Annotated in this window: 14 protein-coding genes; 6 read left to right on the top strand and 8 right to left on the bottom strand. The window is 57.2% G+C overall.

Annotated features, from left to right (window positions below; translation table 11 throughout):
• Positions 1-86: 86 nt before the first annotated feature.
• A complete protein-coding gene (locus AC4ICF_RS17015) occupies positions 87-977 on the top strand; it encodes a LysR family transcriptional regulator (RefSeq protein WP_316380648.1) in 891 nt (296 codons plus the stop codon).
• Here AC4ICF_RS17015 and AC4ICF_RS17010 read toward each other — a convergent pair.
• A complete protein-coding gene (locus AC4ICF_RS17010; RefSeq protein WP_162874990.1) occupies positions 974-1,144 on the bottom strand; it encodes a YfgG family protein in 171 nt (56 codons plus the stop codon). The genes AC4ICF_RS17015 and AC4ICF_RS17010 overlap by 4 nt on opposite strands.
• A gap of 371 nt (positions 1,145-1,515) precedes the next feature.
• On the opposite strand from AC4ICF_RS17010, the gene AC4ICF_RS17005 reads away from it, so the two are divergent.
• The gene (locus AC4ICF_RS17005; protein WP_316380647.1) at positions 1,516-3,756 is read left to right on the top strand and encodes an EAL domain-containing protein; all 2,241 of its coding nucleotides are present in this window, start codon (positions 1,516-1,518) and stop codon (positions 3,754-3,756) included.
• Positions 3,757-3,760: 4 nt separating this feature from the next.
• Here AC4ICF_RS17005 and ppx read toward each other — a convergent pair whose 3' ends face one another.
• The 4 genes from ppx to purM form a co-directional block, all read right to left on the bottom strand.
• Positions 3,761-5,299, bottom strand: a complete 1,539-nt coding sequence (gene ppx / locus AC4ICF_RS17000; RefSeq protein ID WP_116343195.1) for an exopolyphosphatase — start codon at positions 5,297-5,299, stop codon at positions 3,761-3,763.
• 3 nt (positions 5,300-5,302) lie between these two features.
• Complete coding sequence (ppk1, locus tag AC4ICF_RS16995) at positions 5,303-7,363, bottom strand: polyphosphate kinase 1 (protein ID WP_163330562.1); 2,061 nt, start codon at positions 7,361-7,363, stop codon at positions 5,303-5,305.
• A 207-nt stretch (positions 7,364-7,570) separates the two neighbouring features.
• The gene (gene purN / locus AC4ICF_RS16990; protein ID WP_116343191.1) at positions 7,571-8,212 is read right to left on the bottom strand and encodes a phosphoribosylglycinamide formyltransferase; all 642 of its coding nucleotides are present in this window, start codon (positions 8,210-8,212) and stop codon (positions 7,571-7,573) included.
• Entirely contained in the window at positions 8,209-9,246 is a 1,038-nt protein-coding gene (purM, locus tag AC4ICF_RS16985) for a phosphoribosylformylglycinamidine cyclo-ligase (protein WP_008501643.1), read from the bottom strand. Before purM ends, purN begins: the two co-directional genes overlap by 4 nt.
• Positions 9,247-9,512: 266 nt before the next feature.
• On the opposite strand from purM, the gene AC4ICF_RS16980 reads away from it, so the two are divergent.
• From AC4ICF_RS16980 to AC4ICF_RS16965, 4 genes are all read left to right on the top strand, one after another.
• Positions 9,513-10,943 carry a 6-phospho-beta-glucosidase gene (locus tag AC4ICF_RS16980; RefSeq protein WP_316380646.1) on the top strand — a complete coding sequence of 477 codons (1,431 nt, stop codon included), beginning with the start codon at positions 9,513-9,515 and terminating at the stop codon, positions 10,941-10,943.
• Between the two features lie 216 nt (positions 10,944-11,159).
• Positions 11,160-11,786, top strand: coding sequence for a uracil phosphoribosyltransferase (gene upp, locus AC4ICF_RS16975; protein ID WP_008501641.1), 627 nt, complete (start codon positions 11,160-11,162; stop codon positions 11,784-11,786).
• Between the two features lie 86 nt (positions 11,787-11,872).
• Positions 11,873-13,162: a uracil permease gene (gene uraA / locus AC4ICF_RS16970; RefSeq protein WP_316380645.1), complete on the top strand. Its 1,290-nt coding sequence runs from the start codon at positions 11,873-11,875 to the stop codon at positions 13,160-13,162.
• 97 nt (positions 13,163-13,259) lie between these two features.
• Entirely contained in the window at positions 13,260-13,961 is a 702-nt protein-coding gene (locus AC4ICF_RS16965) for a DnaA inactivator Hda (RefSeq protein WP_211438414.1), read from the top strand.
• Positions 13,962-14,027: 66 nt separating this feature from the next.
• Here AC4ICF_RS16965 and AC4ICF_RS16960 read toward each other — a convergent pair whose 3' ends face one another.
• From AC4ICF_RS16960 to celB, 3 genes are read right to left on the bottom strand one after another with little or no spacing between them, the layout of a single operon-like run.
• On the bottom strand, positions 14,028-15,446 hold the full coding sequence (locus AC4ICF_RS16960; protein WP_316380680.1) for a leucyl aminopeptidase family protein: 1,419 nt from the start codon (positions 15,444-15,446) through the stop codon (positions 14,028-14,030).
• Positions 15,446-16,402 (bottom strand): glycosylasparaginase, encoded by a 957-nt coding sequence (locus AC4ICF_RS16955; protein WP_116343183.1) that lies wholly within the window; start codon positions 16,400-16,402, stop codon positions 15,446-15,448. Before AC4ICF_RS16955 ends, AC4ICF_RS16960 begins: the two co-directional genes overlap by 1 nt.
• Positions 16,403-16,405: 3 nt before the next feature.
• Positions 16,406-17,725, bottom strand: a complete 1,320-nt coding sequence (gene celB, locus AC4ICF_RS16950) for a PTS cellobiose transporter subunit IIC (protein ID WP_316380644.1) — start codon at positions 17,723-17,725, stop codon at positions 16,406-16,408.
• Positions 17,726-17,827: the final 102 nt, after the last annotated feature.

Raw genomic sequence — 17,827 nt, 5'->3', positions numbered from 1 at the left:
CCGTTATGCAGTTGTCCTGAGCATAGCGAGCGCGGTATTGTGCTGGCAGGCCTGCAACCTTATGCGCTGTATAAGAGAAACTTTGAATGACGACGCTTAACCTCGGCTATCTCGCGACGTTCCGCCTGGCGATCCAGCGCGGCAGCTTTTCGGCGGCGGCGGATCTGCTGGGCATTTCCCAGCCCGCGGTCAGCCTGCAAATACGCCAGCTGGAGCAGTTTCTGCAAACGCGGCTGGTGGAACGTACCGGACGGGGCATTAAGGCCACGGCGGCCGGAGAGGCATTGCTGGCGCACGGGGAGCGCATTCAGCAGGTCGTGGACGAAACCCTCCTGTCCGTGAGCGCGTTCAGCCACGATGTCAGCGGGACCATTACCCTTGGCACGGGGGCGACGGCCTGCATCCATCTTCTGCCACCCCTGCTGGAACAGCTGCGCCGCGACTATCCGCTCCTGCGGGTGGGCGTAACAACGGGCAACACCCTCGATATCGTCAGGGCCATCGAAGAGAACCGTCTTGATATGGGGCTGGTGACGCTGCCGGTGAGCGGCAGAGCGCTGGACGTTATGCCGGTGATGGACGAGGAGTTTGTTTTTATCGCGGCGCAGGAGCAGCAGGATGCTTTCCGGGAATTAACCCCACAGGCGCTCCATGCTCAGCCGCTGATTGTCTTTGAGTCAGGCAGCAGTACGCGGGCGCTGATTGATGGCTGGTTTGCGGCCAATGGGTTAGCGATCGCGCCGGTGATGCAGCTTGGCAGCATTGAGGCGATTAAGCGTATGGTTCGCGTGGGGCTGGGCTACAGTATCGTTCCGCGAATGGCGGTTGAGCATGACGCTGACCGTGAAGGGCTCTGCGTCATGTCGCTCACGCCCATGCTGCAGCGGCAGCTGGCCATCGTGATGCGGCAGGATAAGATCCTCAGCAAAGGGATTGCCGGGATTATTCGGCTGGTGCAAGACACTGCGGCGGGCTAGCGGTCAGCGGCGTCGACGTTCAGGCTGGACTGCTGTGACTGGGTTTTGTCCTGATGGTGATACCAGGCGCCGATGGAAGAGTAAACGAAGCGGCCAAAGAAAAACAGAAAGCTGATGAGCAGTATGATGCGGGTCATTCGGGTGTTAAAACGGTGTCGTTTGCGCATACGCGTGGCCTGACTCACTCTCTTTTTTCCTGGGCATGCCCTTTTGGGCGACGGGGATATTAAGGCACAGCGGAAAGAGAGGGTCAATTCCGTCATGTGTAAATAACCGTCAACGTATACATTAATTATTGTTATTGAAATTAATAATTGCATTTACCATATTGATAATATGAAGAAAATTATTTCAAAAAAACGCTATGCAAGGCTTATTTGCGTAAAATAGTTTGATTTATGTCAACGGATTCCCGGCCCTGATATTTAAAATCCCTCCTCCATACCGTTCGCCCTGCATGTAGCCGGGCGGCGCCAGGTCAGGTTGGATGCCTGTCTTTATTTTCCCTCTGGAGAAAAAGGGGTTTAACCGGGCATCTATGAACATTTTCGCTTTCCTGAAAAACAATAAACACCGCTGGTGGGCATTGCCGCTTATTTTACCGGTGGTTTTACTTCCCGTACTGAGCGTGGCGAATACGTTCACGCAGCTGGGTGACGGGATAGTGGCACTTTATTATTTACCGCTCTCGTTTTTGCTTTCGCTGATGATGTTTTTTGGTCCTGGAGCTCTTCCCGGGATCGTGTTGTCGCTGTTTATCCGCTATTACCCGTCGGTCGGGATGTTTGAAACCGTCGCCGGCGTGCTCCATTTTATTGTCCCTTTAGTGCTGAGCTGGGGCGGCTACCGGGTGTTTGCGCCCAGACGCAATATGACGGCGTACGGCGACGTACGGCTGATGGCGCAGCGCATCTTCTGGCAGGCCTTCTGTCCCGCGACGCTGTTTCTGGTGCTGTTCCAGTTTGCGGTGTATCTGGGCGTATATGAGAGCCGCCAGAGCCTGGCGGGGCTTAACCCCCTCAATATTCGCACGCTGATCAACTATCAGGCCTTGCTGGTCAGCGGCCTGACGGGCGTGCCGTTAAGTTATCTGCTGATCCGCCTGATTCGTCATCCGCGCTATCTCAAAAGCCTCATCTCGCAGATCCGTACCCAGATAGACAAAAAGGTGACGCTCGCTGAGTTTCTGATTTGGGCCATTGCGCTTGGCGGGCTGCTTTCGCTGCTGCTGCTCCCGATGAATGAAAACAGTTCGATTTTCACCACTAACTACACCCTGTCGCTGCTGATGCCGGTGATGCTCTGGGGCGCGATGCGTTTTGGCTATAAGCTGATTTCGATTATCTGGATCCCGATCCTGCTGGTCTCTATTCGCTATTTTTACCGCTATATCCCTGTGAACCAGGGGTACGACATTCAGCTGGCGATCACCTCTTCCAGCTATCTGGTCTTCTCGTTTGTGGTGATTTACATGTCGATGCTGGCGACCCGGCAGCGAGCGGTGAACAAACGCGCCCGCAGGCTGGCGCTGCTCGACCCGGTCCTGCATATGCCTAACCTGCGGGCGCTCTCGCGCGCTCTGGCGAAAAACCCGTGGTCGGCGCTCTGTTTACTCCGCGTTCCGGAGCTGGAAATCCTGGGCCGTAACTATGGCGTGTTACTGCGTATTCAGTACAAACAGCAGCTGGCGCAATGGATTAATGGCACGCTCCAGCCCAATGAGCAGGTCTATCACCTGACGGGCTGTGACATGGCGGTTCGCCTTAACGCCGAATCGCACCAGCAGCGGATTGAAACCCTGGACGAGCACATCAAGCAGTTTCGCTTTGTCTGGGACGGCATGCCGCTGCAGCCGCAGGTGGGCGTGAGCTATTGCTATGTGCGTTCGCCAGTTAACCACCTCTATCTGGTGCTGGGTGAGCTGGGCGTGGTTGCCGATCTGTCGCTCTCCTCTAACCACCCGGAAAATCTTCAGCAGCGCGGAGCCGTGCATATGCAGCGCAGCCTGAAGGATAAAGTCGCGGTGATGAGTCGCCTGCAGCGTGCGCTGGATAACAACGCATTCACGCTGCTCGTTCAGCCCGTGCGCGGCCTGCGTGGTGATAGCTATCACGAGGTCCTGCTGCGGATGACAGACGCAAACGGACTGTTGATCTCCCCTGAACAATTTCTGCCGATAGCCCAGGAGTTTGGCCTCTCTTCGCGGGTGGATTTGTGGGTGCTGGAGCATACGCTGCGCTTCCTTGCCGCGCATCGCGAACGGCTGCCCGGCCAGCGCTTTGCCATTAATCTGGCCCCTTCAACGGTGTGTCGGGTGCAGTTCCCGCTTGAGGTGAGCCGCCTGCTGGTGAAATATGCCATTGAGCCGTGGCAGCTGATCTTTGAAGTCACGGAGTGCAGCACCTTCTGCAACGCGGAGCAGGGGCTCCACATTCTCCGGCAGCTGCAGAAAATGGGGGTGCGCATTGCGATTGATGATTTCGGCACCGGGTATGCGAGCTACGCGCGGCTGAAAAGCGTGGATGCGGACATTCTCAAAATAGACGGCGACTTCATCCGCAATATCGTCAACAACAGTCTGGATTACCAGATTGTGGCGTCTATCTGCCATCTGGCGCGCATGAAGAAGATGCTGGTGGTGGCGGAATATGTCGAGACCGAAGAGATACGTAGCGCGGTTCACGCGCTAGGTATCGATTATGTGCAGGGCTATCTGATTGGCAGACCGGCACCGCTTGAGTCACTGCTGGAAGCAGAGGCGTCCACCGCGGACGCCTGAGCCGTTACGCGGCGACGTCGGCGCTCTCTTCCTCGATTTTGAGCATCCAGCCGGTGACCGCTTCCCAGTACTGCTGCTCTTTTTCCAGGTCCAGCAGGACCAGGGCGTTCTGGCTAAACCAGTCGTGCGGGAAGCTCAGCGTCCAGTGGTGATCGTCGGTTTTCAGCTTCAGCGTCGGCGGCGTGGTGGTCGCCTGCCGCTGATTATTCAGCAGCACGCCCAGACGCAGAAGCTGAATTAACGGCAGGAACTGCTTTTTCTTAAACAGCGTGAAGCGCGGCAGATCGTCGAGCTTGATGGCTTTGCGGTGATAGCGCACCAGGGTTGCCATCATGGTTTGCTGCTCCTGGTTGAAGCCGGGCAGATCGCTGTTTTGCAGAATATAGGCCGAGTGGCGGTGCATCCCGCTGTGGTTGATGTTCAGCCCCACTTCGTGCAGCATCGCGGCCCATTTCAGCAGAGCGGCAAGCTGCGGGTGCGCGAGCTTGGGATTCTGCTCCTGCCACTGTTCGTACATCTGCACCGTGGTTTCCAGCACGCGCTTCGCCTGCTCGCGGTCGATGTTGTACTGGTTGGCCAGGCTCTGGGCGGTGCGGCTGCGAATATCCTGATGACGGAAGCGGCCTTCCATCTCATACAGCACCCCCTCACGCAGCGCGCCGTCGGAGAGGCGCAGCTCTTTAATCGCCAGCGCGTCGAATACGCCGCAGAGAATAGCCAGACCCGGCACGAAGACTGCCTTACGCTCGTCGGAAAGCCCCGGCAGGCTTAAGGCGTCAAAACTTTTATGCTTCAGCACCTCTTCAGTCAGCAGGGTCAGGCGTTCAGGCGTGATAAAGCCGTCTTTTTCACCCATCGCCAGCAGCACCTCATGCGCCGCCTTGATGGTGCCCGACGCGCCCAGCGCCACGTTCCAGCCCTGAATGCGGTACTGCCAGGCCAGGTTTTCCAGCTTCTGGATCGCAGCCATTTTCGCCCGCTGGAAGTTCTCGCGGGTGATGGTGCCGCCCGGGAAGTACATCTGCGCGAAGCTGACGCAGCCCATACGGCGGCTCTCAACCAGGCGAGGCTCAAAATCTTCGCCGATCACCAGCTCCGTTGAGCCACCGCCGATGTCGATCACCAGCTTGCGGCCTTTTTCCGGCTGGGTGTGTTCAACGCCCATGAAAATCAGACGCGCTTCCTCATTACCGGAGATGATCTCAATCGGGTAGGGGATCACTTTTTCGGCCCGCTTGAGGAACTCCGGCGCGTTCAGCGCCTGGCGCAGAGTGTGGGTGCCCACGATGCACACGCTGGAGGGCGAGAAGCCCTGCAGGCGTTCAGCAAACAGCGACAGGCAGTTCAGGCCGCGCTCCATCGCCTCTTCGCTGAGCATGCTGCGCTCATCAAGCCCATCCGCCAGGTGTACGCGCTGCTTCAGACGACCGATGATCTGCAGCGCGCCATCCACCTCACGGGCGATGACCATGTGAAAACTGTTAGAGCCAAGATCGACCGCGGCGAATTCCTGCGGGCGTGGGGTCTTATCATTTATCGGCATAGGTTAATCGGGTTGCTCGAGTGATTTGATATAGTCGTAAATCGCCAGCTGTGACCGCACTTTACGGCGATTGCCGCGCGGTACGTAGCGGTTACTGAGTTCTTTGTCGATATAGCGCGCTTTTACCGTATCGCTGAACAGGATCTCGATAATGTCGAGGATACGCTGTTTCAGACGCGGATCCAGCAGCGGGGTTGCGACTTCAATTCGATAGTCAATATTGCGCGTCATCCAGTCTGCCGAAGAGAGATAGACCTGTTTATCGCCCGCATTATCGAAAATATAGACCCGATCGTGCTCCAGGTAGCGGTCAACAATGCTGATAACGCGAATATTGTCGCTAATGCCTTCCAGTTCGGGGATAAGCGAGCACATGCCGCGGATCAGCAGGTTAACCGGCACGCCGGAGCTGGACGCTGCATACAGCCTGTCCACCAGTCCTTTGTCGACCAGGTTGTTAAGCTTCAGCGTGATGCCGGACGACAAGCCTTTCTGGGCATTAGCGATCTCTTTATCGATCATATCGTACAGCAGGCGGCGCGAGTTCTGCGGGGAGACCAGCAGATAATCGAAGCTTACCGGGCGGTACGGGTTTTCGATAAAGTTAAAGACCCGGCGCACCTCGTTAGTGATGCGGGCATCTGCGGTTAAGAGCGAGTAGTCGGTATAAATCCGTGCGGTTTTTTCGTTAAAGTTCCCGGTGCCGATGTGGGCATAACGCACCACGTCGTCGCCCTCTTTGCGCGAAATCAGGAACAGCTTGGCGTGAATTTTCAGCCCCGGCGCGGAGAAGATCACGTGCACGCCCGCTTCCGTCAGACGGCGCGCCCAGTGAATGTTTGCCTCTTCGTCGAAGCGCGCCTGCAGCTCAACCACCACGGTCACTTTTTTGCCGTTGTGCGCCGCGTGGATCATCGCGTCGATGATGCGGGAATCTTTTGCCACGCGGTAGATGTTGATTTTGATCGCCAGCACGCTCGGGTCGAAGGAGGCCTGACGCAGCAGCTCCAGCACGTGCTCAAACGTGTGATACGGATAGTAGAGCAGCACGTCGCGCTCGCGAATGGCGTCGAACCCGTTGCGGAACTTATCGAACCACAGATGGCGCAGTCGCGGCAGCGGCTTGTTCACCAGATTGGCTTTGCCGACGTTCGGGAAGCCAATAAAGTCTTTAAAGTTGTGGTAACGGCCACCCGGCACGATGGAGTCATAGCGCGAAATGGTCAGTTTCTCGCGCAGCATCTCCACCATGGCGTCCGGCATATCGCGCTGATAGACAAAGCGCACCGGCTCGGCCGTCAGGCGCTGTTTCAGGCTGGAGGACATTAGCTCCATCAGGCTGGCTTCCATCTCGTGCACCAGGTCATATTCGGCGTCACGGGTCATCTTCATCGAGTAGGCGTTTAAGGCATCGTAATCGAAGAAGCCTTTGAAGATGTCGTCCAGACAGTAGCGCAGGATGTTATCCAGCAGGATCATCGGCTTGCGTCTGCGCGGGGTCTCCGGCGGCAGGTTCACAAAGCGCGGAACCTTATCGGACGGGATCTCCAGCAGGGCGTAACGGATGGATTCACCGCGAATAATTTCCACCGCCAGGTAGGTGTAGTCATCCTTGAGGAACTGTACCAGGTCGGTTTCGCGGTTGATGAGAATCGGGGTAATGTGCTGGCGCAGGTAGTGTTTAAAGTAGTGACGCAGCCAGCTTTGTTGGTTAACGGAAAGCTGACGTTCGTTAATCAGGAAGATTTGATTGCGCGCCATCTCCAGCAGCAGTTCGTTATACAGGCCGTCAAATTCCTGATCGGCTTTCAACACGCGGGACTGGATTTTGCCCAGCAGATGCCGCGAGTGCGAGTTTAAGCCCTGTTCTTCGCTGATGATGATCCGTCTTTTCAGCTCGGCAAAGCGAACCTTGTAGAACTCATCCAGGTTGTTGGAATAAATGCCTAAAAAACGCATGCGTTCGATCAGCGGGTTACTTTTGTCTGCCGCTTCCTGGAGTACACGTTCGTTAAATGCTAACCAGCTTAGCTCTTTCTCGATATATAACTTTTCCTGACCCATTACAGCTCACACTCCAGTTCAATCACAGGACGTGGTAAATCCGTCTCGTCCTTATTATGGCGAGCATTTCCACGATATGTCCAACAGTGCCAGAAAAGTATGACAGTTATTTTTTTTGTTGGGGATTTTAGCGGGTTGGGGGAGGGAATATCGGGTAATGCAATGTACAGGTCGGGTAAGCGCAGCAGCGCCACCCGACATAACAGACTACTCTTCCGCCGCATAGCCCTGCGGGGGTAACTTCACGCCGTCCAGCCATGCCGCGCCGTCGCGCATCTCCAGACGCCCGTCGACAAACCAGCTCACCACCAGCGGGTAAATGGCATGTTCCTGGGCCTGCACGCGCTCGGTCACGTCTTCTTCGCTGTCGCCGTCAAAGACCGGGACTTTCGCCTGCAGGATAACCGGGCCGCCGTCCAGCTCGTCGGTGACGAAATGGACAGAAGTGCCGTGCTCCTCGTCGCCGTTTTCCAGCACCTGACGATGGGTGTGCAGGCCGGGATATTTTGGCAGCAGGGAAGGGTGAATATTCAGCAGACGACCGGCGAAGTGTTCGACGAAGGCCGGGCTCAGAATACGCATATAGCCCGCCAGCACGACCACGTCTGGCGCGTAGGCATCAATCTCATGCACCAGCTCGCGGTCAAAGGCTTCACGCCCGGCGAACTGGCTGGCTTCCAGCGCGTGCGCAGGAATGTTCGCTTCCCGCGCGCGCTCAAGGCCGAACGCGTCGGCCTTGTTGCTGAAAACTGCCCGAATGGTGCCATTGATTTTCTTCTGTTTGCAGGCGTCTATGATTGCCTGCAAATTGCTTCCGTTGCCGGAAATGAGCACCACGATGTTTTTCATTCAATGACCACACGCTGTTCGGAATCGGAGGCTTTAATCGTACCGATTTTCCACGCGTTTTCACCTTTCTCTGTCAGCAGCTTAACCGCTTTATCCGCTTCGCTTGCCGGCAGGGCGATAACCATGCCCACACCGCAGTTAAAGGTGCGGTACATTTCGTGAGAGCTCACGTTGCCTGCGGTCTGCAGCCAGTTAAAGACGGCCGGCCACTGCCATGAGGATTCGTCGATCACCGCCTGGGTGTTGTCCGGCAGGACGCGCGGGATGTTTTCCCAGAAGCCGCCGCCGGTCAGGTGAGCGATAGCGTGCACGTCAACGTTCTCGATAAGCTCGAGCACGTTCTTCACGTAGATGCGGGTTGGGGCCAGCAGGTGGTCAGCCAGCGGTTTGCCGTCCAGCTCGGTGGTCAGCGGGTCGCAGCCGCTCACTTCGAGGATTTTACGTACCAGAGAGTAACCGTTAGAGTGCGGGCCGCTGGAGGCCAGCGCGATCAGCACATCGCCATCGGCCACTTTGCTGCCGTCGATAATTTCTGATTTTTCTACTACGCCGACGCAGAAGCCCGCGACGTCATAATCTTCGCCGTGGTACATGCCCGGCATTTCAGCGGTTTCACCGCCTACCAGCGCACAGCCGGACTGCAGACAGCCTTCGGCGATACCGTTAATGACGCTGGCTGCGGTATCCACATCCAGTTTGCCGGTCGCGTAGTAATCGAGGAAGAACAGCGGCTCTGCGCCCTGAACCACCAGGTCGTTCACACACATCGCGACCAGATCGATACCGATCGTGTCGTGACGTTTTAAATCCATCGCCAGGCGCAGCTTGGTGCCTACACCGTCAGTACCCGAGACCAGAACAGGTTCACGATATTTTTGCGGCAGCGCGCACAGTGCGCCGAATCCACCCAGACCACCCATCACTTCCGGGCGGCGGGTTTTCTTCACCACACCTTTGATTCGGTCAACCAGCGCATTACCTGCGTCAATATCAACACCGGCATCTTTGTAGCTGAGAGAAGTTTTGTTGGTCACGGCTTAAATCCCCACGCGATTGCATAGCTAGTAAGAAAAATCGGCGCAATTCTAACAGTCCAGGCAAACGTTTGCGAGCCTATTCTGGACGTGAGGATCTTTTTTTCTGCATAGCCTGTAAATGCAGCCAAACTTGACTCCGTTCACGAAAATGAAACCGGTTTCGGAGAACTGCTTGCAACGGATATCCCCTTTGCACATCATCGAAATGAAACCGGTTTCTGTAATTGTTTTTGCAGAAAATAACGCAGAATGAGGGAAAGCGAATGTCAGGATTTAAAGCAGATTTTCTGTGGGGTGGGGCCGTGGCGGCACACCAGCTTGAGGGCGGCTGGAAAGAGGGCGGCAAGGGCGTAAGCGTGGCCGACGTGATGACCGCGGGCGCGCACGGCGTGCCGCGTGAAATCACCAACGGCGTTCTGGAGGGGAAAAACTACCCTAACCATGAGGCCATCGATTTCTACCACCGCTATAAAGAAGACATCAAAGTCTTTGCCGAGATGGGGTTCAAATGCTTCCGTACCTCCATCGCCTGGACGCGCATCTTCCCGAAAGGCGACGAGCTTGAGCCGAACGAGGAGGGCCTGAAATTCTATGACGATCTGTTCGACGAATGCCTGAAGTACGGCATTGAACCGGTTATTACGCTTTCCCACTTTGAGATGCCTTTCCACCTGGTCACAGAATACGGCGGCTGGCGCAACCGTAAGCTGATTGACTTCTTTGTCCGCTTTGCGAAGGTCGTTTTCGAGCGCTACCAGCATAAAGTGAAGTACTGGATGACCTTTAACGAGATCAACAACCAGGCCAACTTCCACGAAGACTTTGCGCCGTTCACCAACTCCGGGCTGAAATATGCGCCGGGTGAAGACCGCGAGCCGGTGATGTTCCAGGCCGCGCACTACGAGCTGGTGGCCAGCGCCCTGGCGGTGAAGGCGGGGCGCGAGATTAACCCGTCGCTGCAGATCGGCTGCATGATTGCCATGTGTCCCATCTATCCGCTGACCTGCGCGCCGGACGACATGATGATGGCGATGAACGCCATGCACCGCCGCTACTGGTTCACCGACGTGCACGTGCGCGGCAAGTATCCTCAGCATCTGCTCAACTACTTTGAACGTCGCGGCTTCGCGCTGGATATCACCCAAGAGGACAAAGCGGCGCTGACGCAGGGCTGCGTTGATTACATTGGCTTCAGCTACTATATGTCCTTCGCCACCAAGGCAACGGCGGATAACCCGCAGTTGGACTACGACGAGAGCAAGAGCCTGGTCTCCAACCCTTACGTGCAGAAATCCGACTGGGGCTGGCAGATTGACCCGGTGGGATTGCGCTACTCCCTGAACTGGTTCTGGGATCACTACCAGCTCCCGCTGTTTATCGTTGAGAACGGCTTTGGTGCAATCGACGTGCAGGAGAGCGACGGCACGGTGAACGACCAGTACCGCATTGATTACCTGGCCGCCCACATCCGCGAGATGAAAAAAGCGGTGGTAGAGGACGGCGTGGATCTGATGGGCTACACCCCGTGGGGCTGTATTGACCTGGTGTCTGCCGGTACGGGCGAAATGAAAAAACGCTACGGCTTTATCTTTGTGGATAAAGATAATGAAGGTAACGGCACGCTGAACCGCAGTAAGAAGAAATCGTTCGACTGGTATAAGCAGGTGATCGCGAGCAACGGCGATAACCTGTAATTGTCGGGTGGCGCTAACGCTTACCCGACCTACAATACACGTAGGCCCGCGTAAGCGTAGCGCCACCGGGCAGAACCTCGCACTTAAGCCGGAGACCTGTCTCCGGTTTTTTGTCTTTGCTTGATCCCTGTCAAGCAACATGGGTATGGCGCAATCCGAAAAAAGCGGTATAATCCCGCGATTTTTTTGCGGATGCCACCTCAGAGGAGAAAGAGAATGAAGATTGTGGAAGTGAAACACCCACTCGTTAAACACAAGTTGGGCCTGATGCGTGAGCATGACATCAGCACGAAGCGTTTTCGCGAACTGGCTTCTGAAGTGGGCAGCCTGCTGACCTACGAAGCGACCTCTGATCTGGAAACAGAAAAAGTGACCATCGAAGGCTGGAACGGCCCGGTGCAGGTTGAGCAGATCAAAGGTAAGAAAATTACCGTCGTGCCTATCCTGCGTGCCGGTCTTGGTATGATGGAAGGCGTACTGGAGCACGTCCCAAGCGCGCGCATCAGCGTGGTCGGTATCTACCGTAACGAAGAGACGCTGGAGCCGGTACCTTATTTCCAGAAGCTGGTCTCTAACATCGACGAGCGTATGGCGCTGGTGGTTGACCCAATGCTGGCGACCGGCGGTTCAATGATCGCCACCATCGACCTGCTGAAAAAAGCGGGCTGCAGCAGCATTAAGGTGCTGGTTCTGGTGGCTGCACCGGAAGGGATCGCGGCGCTGGAAAAAGCGCACCCGGACGTTGAGCTGTATACCGCCTCTATCGACCAGGGGCTGAACGAGCACGGGTACATCATCCCGGGGCTCGGCGATGCCGGCGATAAGATCTTTGGTACGAAATAATCGAATAACGATAAATAAGCCGACTTTGATAGTCGGCTTTTTTTTGAATAAAACACCAACAACGATACTACACAGAGGAAAACACTATGACGCGCCGTGCTATCGGGGTGAGTGAAAGACCGCCGCTTTTACAGACTATCCCGCTTAGTTTGCAGCACCTGTTCGCCATGTTTGGCGCAACCGTGCTGGTGCCAATCCTGTTTCACATTAACCCGGCTACCGTACTGCTGTTCAACGGCGTCGGTACGCTGCTGTACCTCTTTATCTGTAAAGGCAAAATCCCGGCGTATCTCGGGTCGAGCTTTGCTTTTATCTCGCCGGTATTATTGTTGCTGCCGCTGGGTTATGAGGTCGCGCTGGGCGGCTTTATCATGTGCGGCGTGCTGTTCTGCATCGTTTCCTTCATCGTGAAGAAAGCGGGTACCGGCTGGCTGGACGTGATGTTCCCGCCTGCGGCGATGGGCGCTATCGTTGCGGTCATCGGTCTGGAACTGGCGGGCGTGGCGGCGAACATGGCCGGCCTGCTGCCTGCGGACGGCCAGTCGCCGGATTCCAAAACCATCATTATCTCGCTGGTAACCCTGGGCGTGACGGTGTTTGGCTCCGTGCTGTTCCGCGGCTTTATGGCGATTATCCCGATCCTGATCGGCGTGCTGGCGGGCTATGCGCTCTCCTTCGTCATGGGCGTGGTGGATACCACCCCGATTGCTCAGGCACCCTGGTTCGCGCTGCCAACCATCTACACCCCGCGCTTTGAATGGTTTGCTATTTTCACCATTCTGCCTGCCGCGCTGGTGGTGATTGCCGAGCACGTTGGCCACCTGGTGGTGACGGCGAACATCATTAAGCGCGACCTGATCCGCGACCCGGGGCTGCACCGCTCCATGTTTGCCAACGGTTTCTCGACTATCATCTCCGGATTCTTCGGTTCCACGCCAAACACCACCTACGGCGAAAACATCGGCGTGATGGCGATTACCCGCGTCTACAGCACCTGGGTTATCGGCGGCGCGGCGATCATCGCCATTCTGCTCTCCTGCGTGGGCAAGCTGGCGGCAGCGATCCAAATTATCCCGGTTCCGGTGATGGGCGGCGTTTCCCTGCTGCTGTACGGGGTGATCGGCGCGTCCGGTATTCGCGTGCTGATTGAATCCAAAGTGGATTACAGCAAAGCGCAAAACCTGATCCTGACCTCCGTCATCCTGATCATCGGCGTGAGCGGTGCGAAGGTGCATATTGGCGCGGCCGAGCTGAAGGGCATGGCGCTGGCGACCATCGTCGGTGTGGGCCTGAGCCTGATTTTCAAGCTGATCTCGGTGATCCGCCCGGAAGAGGTGGTGCTGGACGCTGACGAAAGCGAAAAAGCGCCACATTGATCCTTTAACCGGGTGGACGATCCGCCCGGTTCTCTCCCGGCTGGTTCCGTGTTAAACTCATCGCCGATTTTATGTAAGATCTCTGGTTGAGGTATTTCTGAACGGACCGGCACAGCTCTCTCTGCCACTTTATCTCCCTGACGACGAAACTTTCGCGAGTTTCTGGCCGGGTGATAACCCCTCTTTACTGGCTGCACTGCAAAACGTGCTGCGCCAGGATCACAGCGGATACATTTATATCTGGTCACGCGAAGGCGCGGGGCGCAGCCACCTGCTGCATGCCGCCTGCGCGGAGCTTTCGGCGCGCGGTGACGCGGTAGGCTACGTGCCGCTGGATAAACGTACCTGGTTCGTGCCTGAGGTGCTGGAGGGAATGGAACATCTCTCGCTGGTCTGCATCGATAATATCGAATGCGTGGCGGGGGACGAGCCGTGGGAAATGGCGATTTTCAACCTCTACAACCGCATTCTGGAGTCGGGAAAAACCCGGCTGCTGATCACCGGCGATCGACCGCCGCGACAGCTCAATCTTGGGCTGCCGGATCTGGCGTCTCGTCTGGATTGGGGGCAAATCTACAAGCTCCAGCCGCTGTCGGATGAAGATAAGCTTCAGGCGTTACAGCTGCGCGCAAAGCAGCGCGGCTTTGAGCTGCCGGAAGACGTGGGCCGTTTCCTGCTCAAGCGTCTGGACCGCGAAATGCGCACCCTGTTTGATACGCTCGATCAGCTCGATCGCGCCTCGATTACCGCCCAGCGCAAGCTGACCATTCCGTTTGTGAAAGATATTCTCAAGCTGTAGTTATGCCGGGTGGCGGCTACGCCTTACCCGGCCTACATATGGCACCCGTAGGCCCGCGCCACCGGGCTAAAGATCCCCCAGCAAGTGCTCCACCAAAAGTGGAATCGGTCTTCCCGACGCCACGCTCCTGCCATTCTCGCGCCACAGCGCCGTGCCGCTGATGTCCAGATGCGCCCACGGGATCGTCGGCGGGCAGAAATGGTGCAGCAGCCACGCCGCCGAGGCGCTGATCGCCGCGTTGTTGGTCGGGGTGTTGCACAGATCGGCGATGGCGCTGTCGGTCTGCTTTTTCAGCCGCGCATCTAAAGGCAGGGACCACACTTCGTCGCCGCTCTGCTTACCCGCCCGCGTCAGCGCGGCGCGCAGCGCTTCATCCTGCGTCATTAGCCCGCTCAGCTCATACCCCAGCGCCTTCACCACCGCACCGGTTAAGGTTGCCATATCAATGATATAGCGCGCCTGCGGATGGCGCTGGCTGGCCCAGGCGATGGTGTCGGCCAGCACCAGTCGGCCTTCGGCATCGGTGTTGTTGATTTCAACGGTAGTGCCGTTGCAGGCGGTCGCCACCGTGCCGGGCTGCATGGCGTCCGGGCCTATGGCGTTTTCCGCCAGCGCCAGTACGCCCATGATGCGCACGGGCAGCGCCAGCTCTGCGGCGGTCAGCATCAGCCCCAGCACGTTGGCCGCGCCGCACATGTCGTATTTCATCGTGTACATGCCCGCGCCTTCCTTCAGCCACAGGCCGCCGGTATCGAAGGTGATGCCTTTACCCACGTAGCAGCGCACCGGGCCGTCAGACACGCCGTCGTAATGAATCGCCAGCAGACGCGGTGGACAGGTCGCCCCTTTGCCGACGGCGTTAAGCAGCCCCAGCCCCTGCTCAACGATTTGCTTTTCATCCAACACTTCACAGCGCAGGGTGGGGAAGGTAGCGCAGAGTTTTTGCGCCTCTTCGACGACAAACTGCGGCGTGCAGCGGTCGGACGGGATATCCGCCAGGCGTCGCGCCGCGACCATACCGTGGGCGATAGCCTGCTGCTGGCGGAAAATAACCGCCAGTCGGTCCTGCTGTTCTGGTAAACAGAGCGCGGTGATGCGCTGAAGACGGACCTCGTCACTGGTTTTCTTCAACTGCAAATCGCTTAGCCTGTGCGCCTGATTAAAGAGAAAGCGCAGAACCTGCGCCAGGACGACGTCGTCGATATTTGTTACGTCCAGCACGATGTCTGCGCTGACGGGAGAGGCAATCAGCGGTCGCAGGGCGGCAAGCAGGCTTTCAGTAAGTGCGTCATACCAGAGCGCGTCCGGCAGCAGAGTGATGCGGGCAAACGGCGCGCAGCCAAAGCGGGTGTCAGCTATGCTGGCAGAATTGCGCATTTCCGCGACAAGCGCCGTTTCGGGCAAGTGCGTACAGGAGGTGGAGGCAATCAAATGGCATTGCGGAGCCGCGTCAGAAAGCGCGGTGATAAACTGATATTCAATCATCATGACTCCTCAATCGGCGCACGGATCCGCGCGGCATAGGCCTGCATCCACTCATCGTCTACCGCGTGATAGTGCGTTTTCTCCCGCAGGCGCTCGGTACGATAAACGGTGAGAGGCTGACGGGCCGTCGCCACCACGAACGAGAAGGTTTTGATGTTGGTGGCGGCACCAAATTCGCCCCTGTTATTCATGCATACCACGGAGAGATCGCCCGCGCGGCCGAAGCGCGACATCAGCTTGTCCTCCAGCTCGAACACCACTGAATCTGCCGCCTGCTGGGGAGACATCCCTTGCGCCATGCGGCGGACGATTTCGTAGCTGGTGCAGCCTTTCATCAGATCTTCACCGACGCCCGTGGCGGTGGCCGCGCCGGTTTCGCTGTCGCAGTAGAACCCAGAGCCGATAATCGGCGAATCCCCAATGCGGCCGCGTTTTTTCATAAACAGGCCGCTGGTGGAAGTGGCGACGCTCATCGAGCCCTGTTTATCGAGGCCGATAATGCCGACGGTGTCGTGCCCGTCGTACGGGCTCAAGCCTTTATCCAGCGTCTCGCGGCAGCGCTTACGGTAGTGCTGCATGGCCCGGTCGGTGAGCATGGTTTTGTCGGCAAAGCCCTGGCTTAGCGCCCATTCCCGTGCGCCCTGGCCGACCAGCAGGCTGTTGTAGCGCTGGCGGCTGAGCGCGTGCGCCACGCGCACCGGGTTGGCGATATCCACCAGATTCCCCACGGCACCGAATGCCAGCGTGTCGCCGTCCATGTAGGCCGCGTCCAGCTCGACCTCGCCGTTTTCGGTAGGCAGCCCGCCGTAGCCGACGGATTTATAAAACGGAAAGTCTTCGACGGCGGCGACGGCATCAACCACCGCCGGCGCGACCGGTTTTCCCGCCGCCAGCGCAGACGCGGATTCCGTCACGCCTTCAAGCGCCATTCGCCAGGTGGCGATAATTCCCCACATGCTTTACTCCTGTTTTGCAAGGGTGGTGTCGGTGTGCGTAACGGTGGCAATTTCCGCCGCGCGGTACTGTTTGTCCACGATACGCATGAAAGGAAGGTACAGCATGGCGCCAATCAGCAGGTTAATCAGCTGCATCACGCTGCCGCTCAGGTGTCCTGTGACGATAAAGCCGCTGATCACCGGCGGCAGCGTCCAGGGAATAAACACCCCGGTGGTGACGGCGACCGCGCCAACCTTCATCGCCGCATACTGCACGGTAACCAGCACCAGCGGTACCAGGTTGAACGGGATGAGCATGATCGGGTTCATGATCACCGGCAGGCCAAACAGAATCGGTTCGTTGATGTTAAACACCGAAGCCCCGGCGCCGAGGCGCGCCACTTCGCGCATGTTTTTGCTGCGGGCGAAAATCAGCATCGCTATCACCAGCGACAGCGTGGCACCCGCGCCGCCCATCCAGATCATGTCAAAAAACTGCTCGGTGATGATGTGCGGCGGCGTTGCCCCGGCCTGAATGGCAGTGATGTTGTCGGTCTGGTTCTCCATCCACAGCGGGCGAATAATGCCGTTTATCATCGAGCCGGAGTTAATGCCCACGGACCACAGAATGGTGATGCTGAAGACGGTCATCAGCGCGCCAAAGTATGAGGTGCCGTAGTGGCGTACCGGCGTGGTAACGACTTCATAAATAAACTGATGAATCGTGTGGTAGTGGGTGTTTTCGAAGACGATGCGGATACCCAGCACCAGAATCATCACCAGCAGGGCGGGGATCAGCGCCGCGAACGACTCCTGCACCGCAGGCGGTACGCCGTCGGGCATTTTTATGACCAGATTTTTGCGCTTCAGCCAGCAGAACAGCTCCGTCCACAGCAGGGAACCGATCATCGCCACGAACAGACCTTTGCTGCCAATCCACTCCACCGGAATGACGGTGATACCGCCGTTTACTGCCACCTTGATAAACGGCGTCAGGATCAGAAACGCGACCAGCGCCAGAATGCCGCAGGAGATGCGGTCCTCGCCATAATGTTCGGCCAGGCGGTAGGCCACGAGGAAGCTGATAAACAGCGACATGGTGGAGAAGACCGCGTTGAACGGGATTTCAATAATGGCGCTCCAGCTCTCACCAAAGGCCTGAGACATAAACTGCTGATAGGCTTGATTCGGGAACGACGAGATCACCAGCAGAATAGAGCCAACGATGATAAACGGCATGAATGACACGTAGGCGCCGCGAATGGCCCCGAGATGACGTTGCTGGGCCGTTTTGGCCGCCAGCGGCATCAGTTTTGCTTCAAGAAATCCCAGAACATTGTTCATTGTGAACTCCGTACAAGATTGAGGGGTGTTGTTTATGTTATGTCTGTGGATTATCAGTGAAGCACGGCGAGCGAAAGGTGAAATCGGTCACAAAGCAACCGC

The sequence above is a fragment of the Enterobacter sp. ECC_219_Taxon_10 genome (assembly GCF_058354905.1).
Note: the sequence above shows the minus strand (reverse complement) of the source record. Positions and strands in the feature narration are given on the sequence as shown.

Coding starts and splice junctions, on each gene's coding strand:
- AC4ICF_RS17015 (WP_316380648.1), top strand. CDS start 87: ATGACGACGCTTAACCTCGGCTATCTCGCGACGTTCCGCCTGGCGATC.
- AC4ICF_RS17010 (WP_162874990.1), bottom strand. CDS start 1,144: ATGCGCAAACGACACCGTTTTAACACCCGAATGACCCGCATCATACTG.
- AC4ICF_RS17005 (WP_316380647.1), top strand. CDS start 1,516: ATGAACATTTTCGCTTTCCTGAAAAACAATAAACACCGCTGGTGGGCA.
- ppx (WP_116343195.1), bottom strand. CDS start 5,299: ATGCCGATAAATGATAAGACCCCACGCCCGCAGGAATTCGCCGCGGTC.
- ppk1 (WP_163330562.1), bottom strand. CDS start 7,363: ATGGGTCAGGAAAAGTTATATATCGAGAAAGAGCTAAGCTGGTTAGCA.
- purN (WP_116343191.1), bottom strand. CDS start 8,212: ATGAAAAACATCGTGGTGCTCATTTCCGGCAACGGAAGCAATTTGCAG.
- AC4ICF_RS16980 (WP_316380646.1), top strand. CDS start 9,513: ATGTCAGGATTTAAAGCAGATTTTCTGTGGGGTGGGGCCGTGGCGGCA.
- upp (WP_008501641.1), top strand. CDS start 11,160: ATGAAGATTGTGGAAGTGAAACACCCACTCGTTAAACACAAGTTGGGC.
- uraA (WP_316380645.1), top strand. CDS start 11,873: ATGACGCGCCGTGCTATCGGGGTGAGTGAAAGACCGCCGCTTTTACAG.
- AC4ICF_RS16960 (WP_316380680.1), bottom strand. CDS start 15,446: ATGATTGAATATCAGTTTATCACCGCGCTTTCTGACGCGGCTCCGCAA.
- AC4ICF_RS16955 (WP_116343183.1), bottom strand. CDS start 16,402: ATGTGGGGAATTATCGCCACCTGGCGAATGGCGCTTGAAGGCGTGACG.
- celB (WP_316380644.1), bottom strand. CDS start 17,725: ATGAACAATGTTCTGGGATTTCTTGAAGCAAAACTGATGCCGCTGGCG.